Below are 18,424 nucleotides of genomic sequence, written 5' to 3'. Positions count from 1 at the left end.
CGTGACGCAACCTTGGGGCTGGACCAACCGGCCAGCAGATACACCGCAAACGTTGACCACAGGTGCATCCTTCTCAAACTTGAAAAGGGCGACTCGCTCAAACTGTTGCAGCTCTTGCGACAGGAGCCGCAGCGAAAGGTCGGGACGCTGTGCCGCACCCTGGAGAACCCTTCAGATTAATCGCATCCATAAAGCATTCATCGACGCCGCAGCTATCGGCAAATTGGGCGGCACGCCTGTCCTAAAAACTCGGACAGCCTTCGGTGACCAAACTGCCAAGGTCGGCGAATTCAGCGGCGTTATTGAGCCGTTCATAGAAGTGCAGACTGGATTGATCAAGGGTACAATGAGCGGTCAAAAATTCACGCCGAGGCCTGCTGAGGGCACCCGCACCCTGGCTGAAGAGATGACTCCGGAATCGATATCAGAAGCCATGATCGATTTAGCAGAGAAGATTCTGCGCTTCATTCAGTTGTCTGGAAAAAAGGGAACTGACATCTACACCTTCGATCAGGCTCTTGATATTCGTGCAGCTTTCTCAGCCTTGGGATGTGCCACGGATTTGAGAGGTATCGGCTACAAGATTCTGGGAACATTTGACGGTAGGAATGCTGCTGACGAAGGTGTGGACATATTTACCGAGATCAAAAAACGCATCACTGAGTGATTGGGTAATTCCGATTGAGGCTTCTGGCTGGCGAGATTTCTAATCTCTAGCTAGAGGCCAATCGCCACTATTCAAAAGTTAGCGCGAGAGAAGTTATCCTGTATTCAGACATGGAAAGCCGGAATACGGAGCATGACATTTAGGACTTTTCCTACTGTTTTCGCCAGTGACTTCCGGTAACGTCACTCTGCCCCAGCCTCAGGCTGGGATTCCCCAAGGACGAATAAGGAAAGCTCAACGTGAGCGGATACGTACCAAACCCGCCCAAGGGCTACCGCAATAGGGGCGTAGAACCTGTAGATATCAATGCCCAGCGTTGGGCCGAATACAAAGACCTTCCACCCAAGAAAGACGCTAAGCCAAACAGCGTGGGCTGTGTCTTCGCAAAGAGCTGTGACCTGCCTGACGGTGTGATTGACCACAAAACAACAGCCGGGTTTATCCCTGTCGAGAAAGTGGCCAACTACGGCGAGTTCGCCATTCTTGGTGGTCGTGAAACGGACGCAGACGGAAACATTCCCCTCAAAAAGATCGGTGGTAGCTCCCTGCCGACTGCTCTTGGAACACTCCTATTAGGCGGGGCTGCCACTGCTGCTAGCGTGTCCTGTGGCGGCCTCTGCACTGCTGGGGCTGCTGTTGCTGGAGGAGTTGCTGGCTCTGGGACTGCTGCAACGGGGGGGGCTGGTGCAGGTGCGGTTTCTGCTGGAGTTGCTGCTGGTGCGTTGGCGGGGGTGGTCGCACTGCTATGGCCTTCGAGTCTGGGTGATAGCTCCTTGTACACAGAGGAGCAGCTTCAATCACTCAAGCAAGCCCGTACTCGCGTCCGACTGCATGTTGAACAACAGGCTGATGGCACACTGAAGGGGTACGGGTACAACACACAAAAGCGCAATGACTCGGAAATGATTCCCGTAGTCCAGTTCGTTGCTCAAGGCTCTCAGCAGGTAGCTGACTTCGGCGACGGGATAACACTGATATGGACGCCTGCCGTTGACCCTTCCAGCACATCTGGAATTCCCCCGCTCGAAGCCGCTCCACAAGCCCCTCACATCTGGATTTACCCGCCTACCGAAAAGGCTGACAACATCATTGTTAGCCCGATCTACCCGGACGCGTACAAAGACTTCATTCTTGTATTCCCGGCTGGTTCCGGCGTGCAACCACTGTACATTGTCATCAGCGCTCGCTATCAACCGGGTCTTGTAACGGGTCAAGGTCAAGACGTATCGGGCATCTGGCTTTCTGGGGCAAATACAGGCCTGGGGGCACCAATCCCAACACGGATTGCGGACGCACTGCGAGGGCGCGAGTTTAAAAACTTCAACACTTTCAGATCCGCCTTCTGGACAGCTGTAAGAAATGATCCAGAGCTTTTCAGTCAATTCAATGAGGACGCTCAAGACCGTTTGATGTCCGGTAACGCCCCAGCTGTTCGTGATAGAGAGGCTGTAGGAACACGCGGTGTATTTGAGATTCACCACGTCGAACGCATTACTGATGGTGGCGCCGTCTACGACGTAGATAATTTACGAGTGAACACCCCGAAGAACCATATCAATCAGCACAGGAAGACGTAGGCTCGCCATGGCAAACATTTCTGATTACACCGAAGCAGAGTTCATCGGCTTCATTCAAAAGATCCGTGCGGCTAACAAGGGGGGCTCAGACGAAGAGCTTGGCGAGTTGCTTGCACAATTCAGGGCACTCACCGGCCACCCAGATGGCACTGATCTCATTTTCTATCCGGAACCAGGAGAAGATAATTCTGCTGAAGGCGTTACCCAGACTGTCAAGCAATGGCGAGCAGCCCAGGGCCTGACTGGATTTAAAAGCGAGTGACTCAAGGCCCGTCCAGAACGGGCTTTTCACGCTTGGAGCAATATTGCGTACACATGCCGGCAAGTGCTCTCAAATTGTTCCTGAAAATCCACTCACGACTGGCTCATTTCGCATTTTTCGCACTCTGAAAACGGACGCAGCGTTACGTCCCTAGGGCGTAAGAAATCAGCGAGATTTTCCCCTCTTGACGCACCGCTTGCAGAGCTTCCAGATCCAGCCATCGATGACTTCTTTGCCAGCAGGGTACTCACCGCATCGCTGACAAATCTGACTCGTGGCAACTTCAATGGCGTAACCGAGATTTTTGATGTGCGGTGGTGCGAAAGCGCAATCAACTCTCAAGAAGCCTTGTTCAGGCCGACAGACGATTTCACAGTCGTAGTCTTCGCTCGCGATTTTCAGCGCATTGGCAAAGCTTTGCCAGCCCCGGTAATTTTCCCCAAGCCAAGCTTCTTCCGAATCGATGTCCGGCAACAAATGCCGAATCGACGCAAGCGGATCTACTGGTTTTTCTCCATCAACACTCACGCTCAGACCCCTTGGTTTAGGGACTTCATGCGCTGGTACAACCATGAACATCGGCACAGCCGCATCCGCTTCGTGACTCCAGCCGAGCGTCATCGCGGTCTGGATCATCAGGTGTTGGCTCGCCGGCATACGCTGTATCAGCAAGCCCGCGCTCACCACCCGGGGCGTTGGTCAGGTAACACGCGCAACTGGGAGCCCATCGGGGCCGTCATGCTCAACCCGGAACGAGAACAACCGCCGCAGCAACACGCGGCATAAAAATACGGTCGACGCGACAACCACCTTGAAAAACGACGCGCACCTTCGAATGAGAGGTTCACGTTTGAATTGCCACACCAGGGGCAGTACCGCACACGCCGATGTGGCAAGTCGTGCAGGTGGCGGAGTAAGCGGTCAGTGCCAGGGCGCAGGTTCACCGGAAGACACACATCGTAGTCGGGCAGATCACCGTGTCCGGGAATGGGAAGAGAGGGGAGTTTTGGCATCAGGGAGTACCCACATCTACCGGTAGACGTTTCAAAAGGTCAAAAAGAAAAATCCGGCATTCAGTAAGAACAAAGGTTCTATTCATAAAATGAATTAAGACGAGCCAAAGCCTGAATCGCCCCGGCTATTGTGGAGGCCGTTTCGTTTAAGTCAGGCCGCAATGGCCTGACTGGCTTGTTGCCGGTAGAAGTTTGTCTCAGCCTCCGCCGGCGGGATATAGCCGATTGAGCCCAGCAGACGCTGGTGGTTGTACCAGTGCACCCACTTCAGGGTGGCCAGCTCGACAGCCTCGCGGCTCTTCCATGATTGCCGGTGAATCAGCTCTGCCTTGTACAGCCCGTTGATGGTTTCGGCCAGGGCATTGTCATAGCTATCGCCTTTGCTGCCGACCGAGGGCTCGATGCCGGCCTCGGCCAGGCGTTCGGTGTAGCGAATCGAGACGTACTGGCTGCCGCGGTCGCTGTGATGGATCAGGCCGCCCGTACGACTGGACTGGCGGTCATACAGGGCCTGGTCCAAGGCATCCAGTACGAAGTCGGTCTTCATGCTGGTACTGACTCGCCAGCCGACGATACGGCGTGCAAATACGTCGATCACGAAGGCCACATACAACCATCCCTGCCAGGTCGAAATGTAGGTGAAGTCCGACACCCACAGCTGGTTAGGCCGGTCGGCATGGAACTGACGCTGGACACGATCCAGCGGGCATACGGTTTGGTCGCCCGATACCGTTGTCCGCACGACCTGACCACGCCGTATGCCCTGTAATCCGACCTGACGCATCAAACGCTCCACGGTGCACCTGGCCACATCGACGCGCTCTCGCCTGAGTTGCTTCCAGACCTTCATCGCGCCATAGCACTGCATGTTGGCATTCCACACTCGCTGGATTTCCGCGATCAACACCTCGTCACGCCGAGCACGACAGGAGCGCAGTGCGGGGTTACGAAGCCGGGCTGCATGCTTCCGGTAACCGGATGGGGCGATCCGCAAGACGCGGCAGATCGACTCGACCCCAAGACGGTCACGATGCTGGTCAACAAACGCCCTCAGGACTTGGTGCGGCGGTCGAGCTCCGCCTGGGCAAAATACGCACTGGCCAGGCGCAGGATCTCGTTGGCCTTGCGCAGCTCTCGCACTTCTCGCTCCAGCGTCTTGATGCGCTCATGCTCTTCCGTGGTTTGACCGGGCCGCTGCCCGGTGTTGGTCTGATAACGACGCACCCAGCCATGTAGGGTTTGCGCTGCACAGCCAATCTTGGGGGCGATGGACTCGATGGCCGCCCACTCGGACGGATAGTCGTTCAGGTGCTCCAGAACCATGCGTACAGCACGTTCACGGACTTCGGGGGAGTAGGTCGTGGTCTTTCTCATGGCCTCATCTTCTCAAGAGTTGAGGCCTCCACGAAACCCGGGGCGATTCAGTGCCTTTGTATTCCTTACTTTTGATGGTGCTGAGAATTTTGTGATCAGGAAGTTGGTACGGGGGGCGATTAGTTGCACGGTAGGTACGACCCGTGATAATTGGCTGATCACAATCCCCGTCAAAGTAGTCGACGATGACTTCCTGACCAATGCGCGGGATCGCCATGTGGCCCCAGTCCGCACCGGCCCAATTCTGCGACACCCGGATCCAGCAGGAGCTGAAGTCGTTGTTCTTGCCTTCCCGGTCCCATGGGAATTGAACCTTTACCCGGCCAAATTCGTCAGTGTGTATCTCCTCTCCTAGGGGGCCCACCACACTCGCGACCTGCGGCCCGTCAATACGGGGTTTAGGCAGGGGCGCAGGGCGCCACTCCATTTGCTCAGGAATGATCTCGGCGATGAAGTCGTAGCTCACGCCCATTTCGGCGTCGGCGGACTCTTCTTGCTGGCTGGCGTGCTGCACACCTTTGTGCGTGATTCGTACCGACCGCCACCAGCGGTTGAAGTCTTCCCTAGGGTGACCGGTGAGTTGGAAGGACAGGCCGGGAATCAGGCGCGGATCGTCACCTTCGACCACCGCGACCTGAGCATCACGGCGATGACCTCGCAGGCGATTTTGCGTGAAGGATTTGCCAGCGGTACTGACCTTGTAACGACCCGGATAATCGTAGCGCTCATAGTGCGGGGCCTGGTGCTCCAGATCTTCGCCGACGGTATGCTGTTGCTGGTCGAAAGTGGGACGCTTGAAGGTGTAATCACGCTGGGTCTGCTCGACCGTCCGGACGTTTTCCGTGTAGCTGAACGCATAGAGCACCGGCTGCGTGGCGTCTGCGGCAGGCTGCGTGGTGTACAGCACCGGACCACCTTGGATGCGCTCCTGGACATAGAGCTTGTCGCCCTGGATGAGCGTGTGAGAGGTTGCGTCGGATTTGAAGAAATAGAAGAGGCCTTCCTCCGTGGAAAGCCTGTCGAACAAATAAAGGTCGGTATCCCCGGCCTGGCCGCAGTATTCGCGAGGCAGATGCTCGGTGCTGATGTGTTGTTGATAGTCCAGGATGCCATGCTCGTTCAGCACGGACTTGAGTATTTCGGGCACGCTTTTCTGTTGGAATATGCGCCAGTTTGAGCTCAGGGCAAGCCGGGCGAGCTGCGGCTCGACCACGACGCGGTAACGTGTACGGCGGAACCCGGTTTTGCCCTGGGTGAAGCTGGAGACCATGCCATGGACATGGCGGACAGCCGTGGTGCCTTGCCAAATCGTGAGCAATGCCGGCTGATCGAGGACCTGACCAAAATCAATATTGGGGTTGTAACTGGCCAGTTCGAGCGTCAGCCGATAAGGCTCGCAAAGAGCCTCCTCCAGGGTGAACTCGACGACCTCGAACTCCATCCGGCCGGAAAGCACGGAGAAGGTGAACCTCAAATCCCTTTGACGCATAGAGCGCTTCCCTAGTCAAAATAGTGAGCGCCAAGTGAGGAAAAGAGGCCTCACCTGTCGGGCATCAGCCTTCCTTTCTTGAATGAGGCTGAAACCCGCTTGCAGGATGCCAAAGCCCCCCTCGGACAATCCAGCGTCAACCCACGATTAGCTTGATGGGTCGGAATTGAATCAGAGTTACGGCGAACAGCTAGTGCGTCTTTACATTTTCGGATGTTTCCTACAGCAAAGACCTGTTTCGGCGGCGTGCGTCGGTGCCCATGCCCTGAATCCAAAATGGCCACGGATCTGGGCTGGAGGGGCAAAAGTTGTGAATTCTGCATTCAAGTTCCGTTTGTAGGTGATAAAGCGGCGCGCGACCAACCCGTCGCCACAGTCATCTGGGTGGCGTCAGTCCCGAGGCGTTTGAACTCGCCTCATTGTGAGGTCGGGAAATGTCTGCGGTAGTGGGGGTAGTCCACCTCTCACCATAGCTTTCCCTGCCCGCCATTAGTCTCGTGGGTTCTTAGTCTTGCCTGGCTATTAACCAATTAGTTCCTAGCTCTAGCTCTCGGCCTGCCTAAGCTGAAATTTATGGCCTTCTAGCCTGGGGAGGGTGTGCTATGCGCCGTTACTTGCTGCTTTTGCTGCTCTGGTTGACGGCCTTTGCTCAGGTTCAGGCTGAGGAGGCGCCGCTGCAAGTGGTGGGGGCGAGGACCGTGGATGCACTGGAGGCCAAGCGTCTGTATGACTACGGCGTTCTGTTTGTCGACGTGCGTGCTGCGCGCGAATGGAGTTGGGGTCATGTGTATGGCGCGGTGCATCTGGACTTGGCTGATCGTTTCAGCAGCCTGGCGATGACGCACTTGCCGCGTAATGTGCCGTTGGTGCTGTATTGCGACAGTGAAGTCTGTTCGAGTGCGGCCGCGGCGGCGCAGTTGGCCGTGAGCTGGGGCTACCGACAGGTGTTCTACTTTCGCAGCGGCTACTTCGCCTGGCAGTTGTTCGACTTTCCGTTAGGGAAAGGTGCGGCGGGTGAGGTTTTGGCTTTTAGCGAGCCGGGCCATTGAGCAGCGGTAGCGGCGGGGTTATATCGCTGTCTTGTTCAAAGCCGGCCGGGCATTTGCCTTTCAGGTACCAGGCGAAGGCGATGATTTCGGCGATGCTGCGATAGAGCGCTTCAGGAATCGCATCACCCAGCTCCAGGCGTGCTAGCAGGCGCACCAGTTCGGCGTTTTCGTAGATAGGCACTTCGTATTCGCGGGCGATCGCCAGGATGGCTTCTGCCAATTCGGCATCACCTTTGGCGGTGAGATTCGGCGCGCTCAGCCCGTCATAGCTGAGGGCGATGGCTTGGCGTGGGGCTTGGTGTTTCATGCGGTTTCGTCGACCCAGCGCTGTTCGAGGGTTGTGCGTTGGCCTTGTGGCGGCGTGCCTTGGCGACAGGCCAGTTCGCCGACGTTGAGGCCGGTCGCAGTCAGGCGCTCGCGCAGGTGGCCAAGCTCGGCATCGATCAGATTGGCAGTGCTGGCTCGCTCGGCCCAGAGCTGGCTGGCCAGGTTGCCGCGGTTCAACTGCGCCTGGACCTGCAGCGGGCCGAGCGGGGCAAGGTCGAAGGCTAGTTCGACCCGCCAGAGTATTTCCTGCTGTTCCTTTTTCCCCTGTTTGGACTGTTCCTCGCGCTGCAGTTTGAGCTGCAGTGGCACCAGTTCTTGCTGATTACGCATAGGGAGTTCCAACTGCCAGGTGCTCAACAAATTGCCCTCCGGGGTTAGCTGGGTTTGCGCCAGGCTCGACAACTGATGCGTTTGCAGGCGCGAGACGGCGGCTGCGGCCAGTTTTAGCAAGGTTTCCAGATCGGACTCGCCCTCCATGGCTTGCAGCAGCTTGGCGGGTAGCGGAAAGCTCAATGTTTGCTGGCGTGAACCCGCTTGGCCGAGAGAGCCCAAGGTGTTGCGCACAAAGGCCGGTAACGCTTGCGCTAGAGCCGTGCCGGCGTTCGCCGGACTGAGTGGTGTGCCCGCCGGCAGAGCGGGCAAGAGCTGAGCTATCAAGCGGAGCAGATTGGCTTTCAAATCCTGTGGTAGAGCGGCGGTATGCCCACCCAGCAGTTTGGCCTCGAGAAACAGGCCGCTCTTTTCCAACGCTTGTGCCAGCCCTTTGGCATCGCCGAGCTGACTGATATCAGAGGTGGTGCCAAGGAGATTGTCGATACTGGTGCGCAGGCCCTCGGGCAAACCATCCTGCTCGCCCAGGCCTTGCAGGGCTTTGAACAGTCCCGCCAGCGAACCTTGGCGGTTCTGCTGGGTGGTCAGTTGCTGGCCCAGTTCCAGTTGATCCAGGCGGCCACTCAGGGGTAGGAAACTCAGCGCCTGACTGCCCTGAACTTGGGCGGTCAGCAGGCTGCCGAGGGGGAGGGCTAGCGGCGTTTCAAGCGCCAGCTTACTGCCGGCCAGTGGGGTGTTGAGCAGGTTGACCAGTACTTTGTAGAGCACTTGTTGCGCTTTGGTTTGAGCGATCTGCTCGCTGGCGATGACCTTGCCTTGGATCAGCGTGCCGGTTGGCAGCAGGTCCAGATCCAGGCTGGTCAAGGGCTTGTCGCCACCCGTCTGCAGCAACATGGCCAGGCGTGTTTCCGAGAGCGCGGTGACGGATAGCGCAGTGCCTTGCGCCAGTGGCAAGGAACTGCTGGCTTGTACGGTGGCCTGGCGACCACTGTCCAGGGTCAGTTTGAGCAGCACTTGGAAGCTTTGTGCGGTTTCCTTGAGGGCAATCACTTCGGCCTTGGCGGTCTCGCCTTTAGCCAGTAGGCCTTCCAGCGGTTGCAGCAACTTGAGCGCAAGGTCGGTTGCGGCCGCGCTCGGGCGCGGAGTTGGCGCAGTCGGCGGAAGCGGGCGAGGGCTGCTGATTTCGCGCATATGAGGGCGTGCTAACAGTTATTTGCCGGATTGCGTTGCCGTCCCAAATTGGGCCAGGCAAGGCGCCGTCCGCAGGTAATGGCCACCCCCTTACCAAGGACGGGAACGCTGCGTGGCCCAATTTGGGACGCAACCCGAAGGGACGGGCCCCATTTTGCGCAGTGCGGCGTCATTCGTCGTTCATTTGGAATAACCAAACCTCTCTCCTCATTTCTTGCCCTGCGCAAAATGGGGCTCCGTCGCAACCGGCCAATAACGGTTAACACGCCCTTACAACCTGTCGAAAATGCCCGCTGCGGGGGGCGGGGCATGACATGTATAATGCCGCCCCGTCCGGGCCGGCCGCGCATTTAGCTTGCGTCAGTATAGCGGCCAAGCCTGCTCGGACTTGATAGCCAGAAGCATGTATACCCGAAAGGTCGCCATACCGTGATTAGCCCTTTACTCGAAGCTGTGGCGCTCGCCTGCGAGCGGGACTGGCGCATGCTCTTCGAGCGGCTCGAGCTGCGCCTGGCTGCCGGTGAAATGTTGCAGGTATCCGGCCCCAATGGCAGCGGCAAGACCAGCCTGCTGCGTTTGCTTGCTGGATTGATGCAGCCCACCGCCGGTGAGGTGCGCCTGAATAGTCAGGCGCTGACTCGGCAGCGTGATGAGTTAACCCGCAATTTGCTGTGGATTGGCCATGCCGCCGGGATCAAAGGCTTGCTGACCGCCGAGGAAAACCTCGTCTGGCTGTGCGCGCTGCATCGCCCCGCCGAGCGGGTCGCGATCTGGCAGGCGCTTGAAGCTGTCGGGCTGCGCGGTTTTGAGGATGTTCCCTGCCATACCTTGTCGGCTGGTCAACAGCGTCGGGTCGCCCTGGCTCGGCTGTATCTGGATGCACCGCCGCTGTGGATTCTTGATGAGCCGTTCACCGCTCTCGACAAGCAAGGCGTGGCTCAACTGGAAAGTCATCTGGCCCGTCATTGCGAACAAGGTGGCATGGTGGTGTTGACTACCCACCACACGCTGGCGGTAAAACCCGCGGGCTATCGCGATCTCGATTTGGGGCTGCACAATCTATGAGCAATGTCTTTACCTTGCTCGTCGCCCGTGAGGCGCGCCTGCTGTTTCGCCGCCCCGCGGAGCTGGCTAACCCGTTGGTGTTTTTCGCCATCGTAATCGCCCTGTTCCCGCTCGCCGTCGGGCCGGAAACACAGTTGCTGCAAACCCTGTCGCCCGGTTTGATCTGGGTTGCTGCGCTACTGGCGGTGCTGCTGTCGCTGGATGGCTTGTTTCGCAGTGATTTCGAAGACGGCTCGCTGGAGCAGTGGGTCCTTTCGTCGCACCCCTTAGCTCTTCTGGTGTTGGCTAAAGTGCTGGCACACTGGTTGTTTTCCGGTTTGGCATTGGTATTGCTCGCACCTTTGCTGGCGCTGATGCTTGGCCTGCCGTCGCGCTGCCTGCCGGTTTTGCTACTGACGCTATTGCTGGGTACGCCAGTGTTGAGCTTGCTCGGCGCAGTGGGTGCGGCGTTGACCGTAGGTCTCAAGCGTGGCGGCTTGTTGCTGGCGCTGCTGATTCTGCCGCTGTACATCCCGGTGCTGATTCTCGGCAGTGGGGCGTTGCAGGCGGCCCTGCAAGGACTGCCGGTTGTCGGTTACTTACTGTGGATGGGCAGTCTCACTGCTTTAGCGGTCACACTGACTCCTTTTGCGACAGCTGCCGGCCTGTCTATTAGCGTCGGCGAATAAAAATGAATTGGTTACCGTGATGAATTGGACTTGGTTTCACAAATGGGGCTCGCCCAAATGGTTCTACGACGTCAGCGGTCGCTGGCTGCCGTGGCTGACGGTGGCCGCCGTGTTGCTGATCGGCGTTGGCCTGGTTTGGGGGCTGGCTTTTGCTCCGCCGGACTACCAGCAGGGCAATAGCTTCCGGATCATCTACATCCATGTGCCGGCGGCTATCCTCGCCCAATCCTGCTACATCATGCTGGCAGTGGCGGGTGTGGTGGGGTTGGTGTGGAAGATGAAGCTGGCGGATGTGGCGTTGCAGGCTGCCGCCCCGCTCGGCGCCTGGATGACCGTTATTGCGCTGCTGACTGGCGCCATCTGGGGCAAACCGACCTGGGGCTCCTGGTGGGTCTGGGATGCGCGGTTGACCTCGATGTTGATCCTGCTGTTTCTGTATTTCGGCGTGATCGCCCTCGGTCATGCCATTAGCAATCGCGACAGCGCGGCGAAAGCGTGCGCCGTGTTGGCCATAGTCGGGGTGATCAACATCCCGATCATCAAATACTCGGTGGAGTGGTGGAACACCCTGCACCAGGGCGCCACTTTCACGCTCACCGAAAGGCCGGCGATGCCAGCGGAAATGTGGCTGCCGCTGTTGCTCATGGTGCTCGGTTTTTACTGTTTCTTCGGCGCAGTGTTGTTGCTGCGCATGCGATTGGAAGTGCTCAAGCGCGAGTCGCGCAGCAGTTGGGTGAAGGCCGAAGTGGCGAAACAAGTGGGGCTGGAGGGCGTACGATGAGTTTTACCTCCTTCAGCGATTTCCTCGCCATGGGCCAGCACGCTTTGTATGTCTGGTCGGCCTATGGCATCAGCCTGACGGTGTTAGCGATCAACGTTGCGATGCCGATTCTGGCGCGTCGCCGTTACCTGCAAGAAGAGGCGCGCCGTTTGCGCCGGGAGAGTCAGAAGTGAATCCGCTGCGTAAGAAGCGTCTGTTTATCATCCTTGGCATCTTGGCCGGCGTCGGGGTTGCCGTCGCACTCGCGCTCAGCGCCCTGCAGCAGAACATCAATCTGTTTTACACCCCGACGCAGATCGCCAATGGCGAAGTGCCACATGACACCCGGATTCGCGCGGGTGGCATGGTCGAAAAGGGCTCCTTGAAGCGTTTCGGCGACTCGCTGGATGTGCAGTTCGTGGTCACCGATTTCGCCAAGAACGTCACCATCCAATACCGCGGCATCCTGCCCGACCTGTTCCGCGAAGGGCAGGGCATAGTCGCTTTGGGCAAGCTGAATGCCGACGGCGTGCTGATCGCCGACGAAGTGCTGGCCAAGCACGACGAAAAATACATGCCACCGGAAGTGACCAAGGCCCTTAAGGACAGCGGCCAGTATCAGTCCATGCAGTCGAAAGAGGGGGCACAATGATGTCTGGCTTGATCGTTCCCGAGCTGGGCCATCTGGCGATGATTCTGGCCCTGTGCATGGCGCTAGTGCAGGCCACGCTGCCGATGATCGGTGCCTGGCGTGGCGATCACCAGTGGATGAGACTGGCGCAGCCTGCGGCGTGGGGGCAGTTCGCCTTTCTGCTGTTTGCCTTTGCCTGCCTGACCTATTCCTTCATGGTCGACGACTTCTCAGTCGCCTATGTCGCCAGCAACTCCAACAGTGCGTTGCCCTGGTACTACAAGTTCAGCGCCGTGTGGGGCGCCCACGAAGGTTCCTTGCTGCTTTGGGCGCTGATCCTCGGTGGCTGGACCTTCGCGGTGTCGATTTTCTCCCGGCAATTGCCGGACGTGATGCTGGCCCGCGTGCTGGGGGTGATGGGGATGATCAGCATCGGCTTTCTGCTGTTCCTGATCGTCACCTCCAACCCGTTCGCGCGCCTCCTGCCACAAAGCCCGATGGACGGCCGCGACCTCAATCCGCTGCTGCAGGACATTGGCCTGATCGTCCATCCGCCCATGCTCTACATGGGCTATGTCGGCTTCTCGGTCGCCTTCGCCTTCGCTATCGCCGCCTTGCTCGGCGGTCGTCTGGATGCGGCTTGGGCGCGCTGGTCGCGGCCGTGGACCATCGTCGCCTGGGCCTTCCTCGGTATCGGCATCACCCTGGGCTCCTGGTGGGCCTATTACGAGTTGGGCTGGGGCGGCTGGTGGTTCTGGGACCCGGTGGAAAATGCCTCCTTCATGCCCTGGCTGGTCGGCACCGCGCTGATCCACTCGCTTGCGGTGACCGAAAAGCGTGGCGTGTTCAAAAGCTGGACCGTGCTGTTGGCGATTGCGGCGTTCTCGCTGAGCCTGCTCGGCACCTTCCTGGTGCGCTCCGGGGTGTTAACTTCGGTGCATGCTTTCGCCTCCGATCCTGAGCGCGGCGTATTTATCCTGGCCTTCCTGTTGCTGGTGGTCGGAGGCTCGCTGACGCTGTTCGCCCTGCGCGCGCCAGTGGTCAAGAGCCACGTTGGTTTCGGCCTGTGGTCGCGGGAGATGCTGCTGCTGGGTAACAACCTGGTGCTGGTGGTCGCTGCCTCGATGATCCTGCTCGGCACCCTCTATCCCTTGGTATTGGACGCTTTGACCGGGGCCAAGCTGTCGGTTGGCCCGCCGTATTTCAATGCGCTGTTCGTGCCGCTGATGAGCCTCCTCATGCTGGTGATGGCGGTGGGGGTGATCGTGCGCTGGAAGGACACGCCGCTGAAGTGGCTGTTCGGCATGCTCAGTCCGGTACTGCTGGCTAGCGTGGTGTTGGGCGGCGTGGCGTCCCTGCTGGTGGCGGATTTCCATTGGGCGGTGCTGGCGGCCTGCCTGCTGGCGGCCTGGGTGGTGTTGGCTGGCGTGCGCGATCTGCTCGACAAGACTCGCCACACCGGCCTGCTCAACGGTATCCGTGGCATGACTCGCAGCTATTGGGGCATGCAGGTGGCGCACATCGGCATCGCCGTCTGCGCCCTCGGGGTAGTGCTCTCCAGCCAGAACAGTGCCGAGCGCGATCTGCGCCTGGAACCGGGCGAGTCGATGGAGCTGGGTGGCTATCGTTTCCTCTTTGAGGGCGCGGAGCACTTTGAAGGCCCGAACTTCACCTCGGATAAAGGCACGATACGGGTGATCGAGGACGGCAAGGAAGTCACCGTGCTGCATCCGGAAAAACGCCTTTACACCGTGCAGAACTCGGTGATGACCGAAGCCGGCATCGACGCTGGTTTCACCCGCGACCTGTACGTCGCCCTTGGTGAGCCGTTGGAAAATGGCGCCTGGGCCGTGCGAGTTCACGTCAAACCCTATGTGCGCTGGATCTGGTTCGGTGGTCTGCTGACTGGTTTTGGCGGCTTGCTGGCGGCGTTCGATCGGCGCTACCGGGTGAAAGTGAAAACCCGTGTGCGTGAAGCCTTGGGCCTGACTGGAGCGCAAGCATGAAGCGGGTGATCTTGCTGTTGCCGCTGGCGGTTTTCCTGATTGGCGCGGTCTTTCTCTATCGTGGTCTGTTCCTCGATCCGTCCGAGCTGCCTTCGGCCTTGATCGGCAAACCCGTGCCGGCGTTTTCCCTGCCCGCGGTGGAGGGTGAGAAGGTCCTGACCCAGGCCGACCTGCTCGGCAAGCCGGCGTTGCTCAACGTCTGGGCGACCTGGTGCGTGGCCTGCCGGGTCGAGCATCCGGTGTTGAACAAGCTGGCCCAGCAGGGCGTGCGCATCTATGGGGTCAACTACAAGGACGACAACGCCGCCGCGCTGAAATGGCTGAAGGAGTTCCACAACCCCTATCAGCTGAATATCCGCGACGAGCAAGGCAGCCTGGGTCTGAACCTGGGTGTCTACGGCGCGCCGGAGACCTTCCTGATCGACAGCAAAGGCACCATCCGCCACAAATTCGTCGGCGTGATCGATGAACGCGTCTGGCGCGAACAACTGGCGCCGCTCTATCAGGGCCTGGTCGACGAGGCGGGCCAATGAAGCGCTGGTTTGCCGCAGCCGCTGTCACAGCCGTATTGGGCCTGAGCCTGATCGGTGTCGCGCAGGCGGCTATCGATACCTACGAGTTCGCCAATGAGGCCGAGCGCGCACGTTTTCGCGAGCTGACCCAGGAGCTGCGTTGCCCCAAATGCCAGAACCAGGACATCGCCGACTCTAACGCGCCGATTGCCACTGACCTGCGCCGGGAAATCGTTCGCATGCTCGGTGAGGGCAAGAGCAACGAGCAGATCGTCGAGTTCATGGTTGATCGCTACGGCGAATTCGTCCGCTACAAGCCGGCCGTGAATGCCCGTACCTGGCTGCTCTGGTTCGGCCCGGCGGGCTTGCTGATCGGCGGCGTGCTGGTGATGGGCGTGCTCGTGCTGCGCCGTCGCAAGGAAGCCGCCGCGGGTGTCGCCACTCTTTCCGCCGAAGAGCGTTCGCGCCTCGACGCACTTTTAAACTCAGAGCATGCGGATAAAAAAGACCAATGATTGATTTCTGGCTCGCCGCCGGCCTGCTGTTGCTGGTGGCCTTGGCTTTTCTGCTGATCCCCGTGTTGCGTGGCCGCCGTGCCCAGGCCGAGGAAGATCGTACCGCCCTTAACGTGGCCCTCTATCAGGAGCGTCTGGCCGAGCTGGAAGCACAGCAGCAGGCTGGCGTGCTCAGCAGTGAGCAATTGGAAGCTGGTCGCGTCGAAGAGGCCCGTGAGTTGCTGGCCGATACCGAAGGCACGGAGCAAGAGCGCAGTTCGCGCCTGGGTAAGCTGACCCCGTTATTGGCTGCCGTGCTGGTGCCGCTGCTTGCTGTTGGCCTTTACCTGCACTGGGGCGCCAGCGACAAAGTCGAACTGGCCCGTGAGTTCGCCCAGCAGCCACGCTCGGTCGAAGAAATGACCGCGCGCCTGGAGCAGGCCGTCAAAGCCCAACCGGATTCCGCCGAGGCTTGGTACTTCCTCGGTCGCACCTATATGGCACAAGATCGCGCCGCCGACGCGGCGAAAGCATTTGAGCGGGCCACCGGCCTGGCCGGGCGTCAGCCTGAATTGTTGGGCCAACTGGCCCAGGCGTTGTATTTCGCCAACGGTAAGAAGTGGTCGGCTGAGCTGCAAGCGCTGACCGATGAAGCGCTGAAGGCTAATCCAGAGGAGGTCACCAGCCTTGGCCTGCTGGGTATTGCGGCGTTTGAGGACAAGCGCTTCAAGGATGCGATTGGCTTCTGGGAGCGTTTGGCGACGTTGCTGCCAGCGGATGATCCGTCGCGTAGCGCGATCCAGGGTGGTATCGAGCGCGCGCGCGAACGACTCGCGCCGGGCGACTCCGTGCCTGAGCCAGCGGCGCTGGCCGCAGTTCCTGCGCTCAAAGTACGGGTGGAGCTGGCACCGGAGCTGAAAGGCAAAGTCCAGCCAACCGACACGGTATTCGTCTTTGCCCGCGCCGCCTCCGGCCCGCCGATGCCGCTGGCGGTCAAACGTCTGACCGTGGCTGATCTGCCGGCGGAAGTCAGCCTGTCGGATAGCGACGCGATGATGCCGCAGCTGAAACTCTCCAACTTCCCTCAGGTCTTACTGGTAGCCCGCGTGTCGCGCGCGGGGAATGCCAAGGCGGGTGAGTGGATTGGCCGCAGTCAGCCCTTGGCTAGCAACACGGCGGATCAGCAACAATTGACTATCGATACGGCGGATGGCCCGGCGCAATGAAAACTATTATTCGTCTCGGTTTAGCGAGCCTAGTGCTGGGTTTGGCGGGTTGTGCGGTACCTGTTGTGCAGCAGCCGATTCCGCAAGAACCACGTGGCACCCAACAACCACCCAGCACACCAGCACCCAGCACAAAACCACGCAGCACGCAGCAACCGAGCCAGCCGATCCCGCCGCAGCCGCAGCCCAGCACCCGGATGAAGGCCCACCCGCACTTTGCCCCGCCGCCAGGGGCGAGCAGTTATTGGGATAGCAAGCTGGGGGTCTACGTGCTGGAGGGGGCTGAAGGCATCTACTACCGCCAGCGCACTTACTACCGCTGGAACAATGGCTGGAGTTGGGCCAGCAATCCACAAGGGCCTTGGCAACCCACCGACAGCAGCGGTGTGCCGCCGGGTTTGAGCCGGCAATATCCGTAGGTTGGTGCTGAACGCAGTGATGCCCAACAAGGAGTCGCTCCGCGACTCCCGTTGCTCGATCCCGCACATTAGAAGCCCGGCCTGCAGGTCGGTCAAAGCGGCCACGCTGATCAGCCGCAACACTCCCCAGTCGTAGCGTACCAAGAGGACTAACGCCACTGCGCCGATCAGCATCGCGCTCCAACACGGCTGTGCGGTGAAACCCTCTGGCCAGAACAGATGCGCGGCGAAGTTCAGGCCCAGGGGCGCTGGGCACCGCTGCGATCCTGAATAACTGATCGGCCCAGACTAGAGACTTTTTTATAACCGGCGCAAGGGCTGAACGGGTTTTTACTCGACGGCAGTCCGCCGCGCTGAGCGCCGAGCGGCCTGCACCAGCCAGCAAGCGAGGATAAACGGTGCGGTCAGCGCTGGCAGCCCCAAGGCTGCAAAGCCCGGTTGCAGGAGCAAGGCCAGCACGATGCCGAGCAAGGGAGCCCAAGGCTGCCGGTGGTTTTGGCTAAGGGCGAGGGCGGCCAAGGCGGCGTTGTAGCCATACAGCCCGGCCAAGGCAGTTGGCGTTGGCCAGCCCAGCAACAACGCCAAGCCCAGCCCCGCAGCGGAGCCGAACAGCGCCCAACAAGCGGCCCGGCGGCTGGCCACGAGCAAGCCGGCGAACAGAATCAGACCGGCCAACGGCTGGTCGAGAAAGATCACCTGGCCCAGGCCGCGAGCGACCGCGGCGCAGAGGTTCAGCCAGTCGACACTCAGTACCGGGCTGTTGACTGCAACGGCGGGCGCCAATTGCAGGGGGGCGGCGATTACCAGCAGCAACCAGCTGAGCACGACAAAGGGTGAGGTGTAGGCGGGTAGCCATTGGCGCTGACGCGAGCGCTGCAACAGCGGGTTTAGCAGCATGGCGGAAATCCCGCCGCTAGCGATGATCAACAGCGGCAGCAGCGGCGACCAGGCGAACGTGTAGCAGAGCAACAGACCCAGCAGCACGCCGTTGTAGCTGTACAGCCCGGCCTCGATATCGGCCTCGGCATAGCGCCGTTGGCGTGCCGTCAGCCCTCCGGCAAAGCCACCGAGCAAGGCGCCGCCGAGCAGCTGCGGCGCCGCCACGGCGATGGCCAGTAGACAGAGCAGCCCGCATAGCGGGTGCTGTTGCAGGAAGATCTGGCTACAGCCATTGAGCAGGGCTTTGGATTGGGACAAGGTGCGCGTGGGCAGTGACGGGTGGCGCATGTCGGCAGTCGTTGTCGGCAGTTGTTGAATAAAAAAGAGGCGTCAGGTGAGGGAACACCGGACGCCTGGAAACTGGCAAAGCCAGATGGGATCAGCTAATCAGTTCCCGCGCCCGGAAAGGGCGAGGGCGCTATTTC

The 18,424-nt window shown here is 59.7% G+C and carries 19 protein-coding genes, 2 pseudogenes and 1 other annotated feature; of the genes and pseudogenes, 15 read left to right on the top strand and 6 right to left on the bottom strand.

Features of this window, described 5'->3' with window-relative positions:
- The first annotated feature begins 1 nt into the window (after position 1).
- The 3 genes from D3879_RS17340 to D3879_RS17330 all read left to right on the top strand — a co-directional run bounded on the left by D3879_RS17340 (position 2) and on the right by D3879_RS17330 (position 2,506).
- The gene (locus D3879_RS17340) at positions 2 to 667 is read left to right on the top strand and encodes a hypothetical protein (RefSeq protein WP_147411180.1); all 666 of its coding nucleotides are present in this window, start codon (positions 2 to 4) and stop codon (positions 665 to 667) included.
- 239 nt (positions 668 to 906) lie between these two features.
- Positions 907 to 2,244, top strand: coding sequence for an S-type pyocin domain-containing protein (locus tag D3879_RS17335; RefSeq protein ID WP_119955513.1), 1,338 nt, complete (start codon positions 907 to 909; stop codon positions 2,242 to 2,244).
- A gap of 7 nt (positions 2,245 to 2,251) precedes the next feature.
- Positions 2,252 to 2,506, top strand: coding sequence for a bacteriocin immunity protein (locus tag D3879_RS17330; RefSeq protein ID WP_119955512.1), 255 nt, complete (start codon positions 2,252 to 2,254; stop codon positions 2,504 to 2,506).
- Positions 2,507 to 2,671: 165 nt separating this feature from the next.
- Here the strand turns inward: D3879_RS17330 and D3879_RS17325 are convergent, their stop codons facing one another.
- Positions 2,672 to 3,142 (bottom strand): hypothetical protein, encoded by a 471-nt coding sequence (locus D3879_RS17325; RefSeq protein ID WP_177412445.1) that lies wholly within the window; start codon positions 3,140 to 3,142, stop codon positions 2,672 to 2,674.
- Between D3879_RS17325 and D3879_RS17320 the strand changes: the two are divergent.
- Positions 3,047 to 3,292, top strand: a pseudogene (locus D3879_RS17320) (IS3 family transposase); the annotation flags it as partial. The gene D3879_RS17325 and the pseudogene D3879_RS17320 overlap by 96 nt on opposite strands.
- 378 nt (positions 3,293 to 3,670) lie before the next feature.
- On the opposite strand, the gene D3879_RS17315 reads toward D3879_RS17320, so the two are convergent.
- Both D3879_RS17315 and tssI read right to left on the bottom strand, forming a co-directional pair.
- Positions 3,671 to 4,893, bottom strand: a protein-coding gene (locus tag D3879_RS17315) for an IS3 family transposase (RefSeq protein ID WP_119953679.1) whose coding sequence is annotated in 2 segments (ribosomal slippage) — positions 3,671 to 4,608 and positions 4,608 to 4,893 — 1,224 coding nt in all. Because the reading frame shifts where the segments join, the coding sequence is not laid out codon by codon here.
- Positions 4,499 to 4,615, bottom strand: a sequence feature (AL1L pseudoknot). It overlaps the preceding gene by 117 nt.
- Positions 4,894 to 4,936: 43 nt before the next feature.
- Positions 4,937 to 6,382 (bottom strand): annotated as a pseudogene (gene tssI, locus D3879_RS17310) (type VI secretion system tip protein TssI/VgrG); the annotation flags it as partial.
- A gap of 602 nt (positions 6,383 to 6,984) precedes the next feature.
- Here tssI and D3879_RS17305 point away from each other — a divergent pair.
- Entirely contained in the window at positions 6,985 to 7,431 is a 447-nt protein-coding gene (locus D3879_RS17305) for a rhodanese-like domain-containing protein (RefSeq protein ID WP_119955510.1), read from the top strand.
- Here the strand turns inward: D3879_RS17305 and D3879_RS17300 are convergent.
- Together D3879_RS17300 and fliK are read right to left on the bottom strand one after the other, a co-directional pair.
- Positions 7,412 to 7,738 (bottom strand): EscU/YscU/HrcU family type III secretion system export apparatus switch protein, encoded by a 327-nt coding sequence (locus tag D3879_RS17300; protein ID WP_119955509.1) that lies wholly within the window; start codon positions 7,736 to 7,738, stop codon positions 7,412 to 7,414. The two genes, D3879_RS17305 and D3879_RS17300, sit on opposite strands and share 20 nt — an antisense overlap.
- Positions 7,735 to 9,279: a flagellar hook-length control protein FliK gene (gene fliK, locus D3879_RS17295; protein WP_119955508.1), complete on the bottom strand. Its 1,545-nt coding sequence runs from the start codon at positions 9,277 to 9,279 to the stop codon at positions 7,735 to 7,737. The genes D3879_RS17300 and fliK overlap by 4 nt, the downstream gene beginning before the upstream one ends.
- Before the next feature lie 429 nt (positions 9,280 to 9,708).
- Between fliK and ccmA the strand changes: the two genes are divergently transcribed.
- Genes ccmA through D3879_RS17240 form a run of 10 tightly spaced genes read left to right on the top strand, consistent with a single transcriptional unit; the run spans position 9,709 to position 17,060 of the window.
- Positions 9,709 to 10,344, top strand: coding sequence for a cytochrome c biogenesis heme-transporting ATPase CcmA (ccmA, locus tag D3879_RS17285; RefSeq protein WP_119955507.1), 636 nt, complete (start codon positions 9,709 to 9,711; stop codon positions 10,342 to 10,344).
- Positions 10,341 to 11,012, top strand: coding sequence for a heme exporter protein CcmB (ccmB, locus tag D3879_RS17280; RefSeq protein WP_119955506.1), 672 nt, complete (start codon positions 10,341 to 10,343; stop codon positions 11,010 to 11,012). Before ccmA ends, ccmB begins: the two co-directional genes overlap by 4 nt.
- 16 nt (positions 11,013 to 11,028) lie before the next feature.
- Entirely contained in the window at positions 11,029 to 11,793 is a 765-nt protein-coding gene (locus D3879_RS17275) for a heme ABC transporter permease (protein ID WP_177412452.1), read from the top strand.
- The gene (gene ccmD, locus D3879_RS17270) at positions 11,790 to 11,966 is read left to right on the top strand and encodes a heme exporter protein CcmD (RefSeq protein WP_119955504.1); all 177 of its coding nucleotides are present in this window, start codon (positions 11,790 to 11,792) and stop codon (positions 11,964 to 11,966) included. Before D3879_RS17275 ends, ccmD begins: the two co-directional genes overlap by 4 nt.
- Positions 11,963 to 12,424: a cytochrome c maturation protein CcmE gene (gene ccmE, locus D3879_RS17265; protein WP_119955503.1), complete on the top strand. Its 462-nt coding sequence runs from the start codon at positions 11,963 to 11,965 to the stop codon at positions 12,422 to 12,424. The genes ccmD and ccmE overlap by 4 nt, the downstream gene beginning before the upstream one ends.
- 11 nt (positions 12,425 to 12,435) lie before the next feature.
- On the top strand, positions 12,436 to 14,409 hold the full coding sequence (locus tag D3879_RS17260; RefSeq protein WP_177412468.1) for a heme lyase CcmF/NrfE family subunit: 1,974 nt from the start codon (positions 12,436 to 12,438) through the stop codon (positions 14,407 to 14,409).
- Entirely contained in the window at positions 14,406 to 14,942 is a 537-nt protein-coding gene (locus tag D3879_RS17255) for a DsbE family thiol:disulfide interchange protein (RefSeq protein WP_119955501.1), read from the top strand. Before D3879_RS17260 ends, D3879_RS17255 begins: the two co-directional genes overlap by 4 nt.
- Positions 14,939 to 15,436 (top strand): cytochrome c-type biogenesis protein, encoded by a 498-nt coding sequence (locus D3879_RS17250; protein ID WP_119955500.1) that lies wholly within the window; start codon positions 14,939 to 14,941, stop codon positions 15,434 to 15,436. Before D3879_RS17255 ends, D3879_RS17250 begins: the two co-directional genes overlap by 4 nt.
- Entirely contained in the window at positions 15,433 to 16,641 is a 1,209-nt protein-coding gene (gene ccmI, locus D3879_RS17245) for a c-type cytochrome biogenesis protein CcmI (RefSeq protein WP_119955499.1), read from the top strand. The genes D3879_RS17250 and ccmI overlap by 4 nt, the downstream gene beginning before the upstream one ends.
- On the top strand, positions 16,638 to 17,060 hold the full coding sequence (locus D3879_RS17240; RefSeq protein WP_119955498.1) for a hypothetical protein: 423 nt from the start codon (positions 16,638 to 16,640) through the stop codon (positions 17,058 to 17,060). Before ccmI ends, D3879_RS17240 begins: the two co-directional genes overlap by 4 nt.
- 330 nt (positions 17,061 to 17,390) lie before the next feature.
- Here the strand turns inward: D3879_RS17240 and D3879_RS17235 are convergent, their stop codons facing one another.
- Positions 17,391 to 18,287, bottom strand: a complete 897-nt coding sequence (locus tag D3879_RS17235) for an urea transporter (protein ID WP_119955497.1) — start codon at positions 18,285 to 18,287, stop codon at positions 17,391 to 17,393.
- Positions 18,288 to 18,424: the final 137 nt, after the last annotated feature.

The sequence above is a fragment of the Pseudomonas cavernicola genome, assembly GCF_003596405.1.
Classification (GTDB): domain Bacteria; phylum Pseudomonadota; class Gammaproteobacteria; order Pseudomonadales; family Pseudomonadaceae; genus Aquipseudomonas; species Aquipseudomonas cavernicola.
Note: the sequence above shows the minus strand (reverse complement) of the source record. Positions and strands in the feature narration are given on the sequence as shown.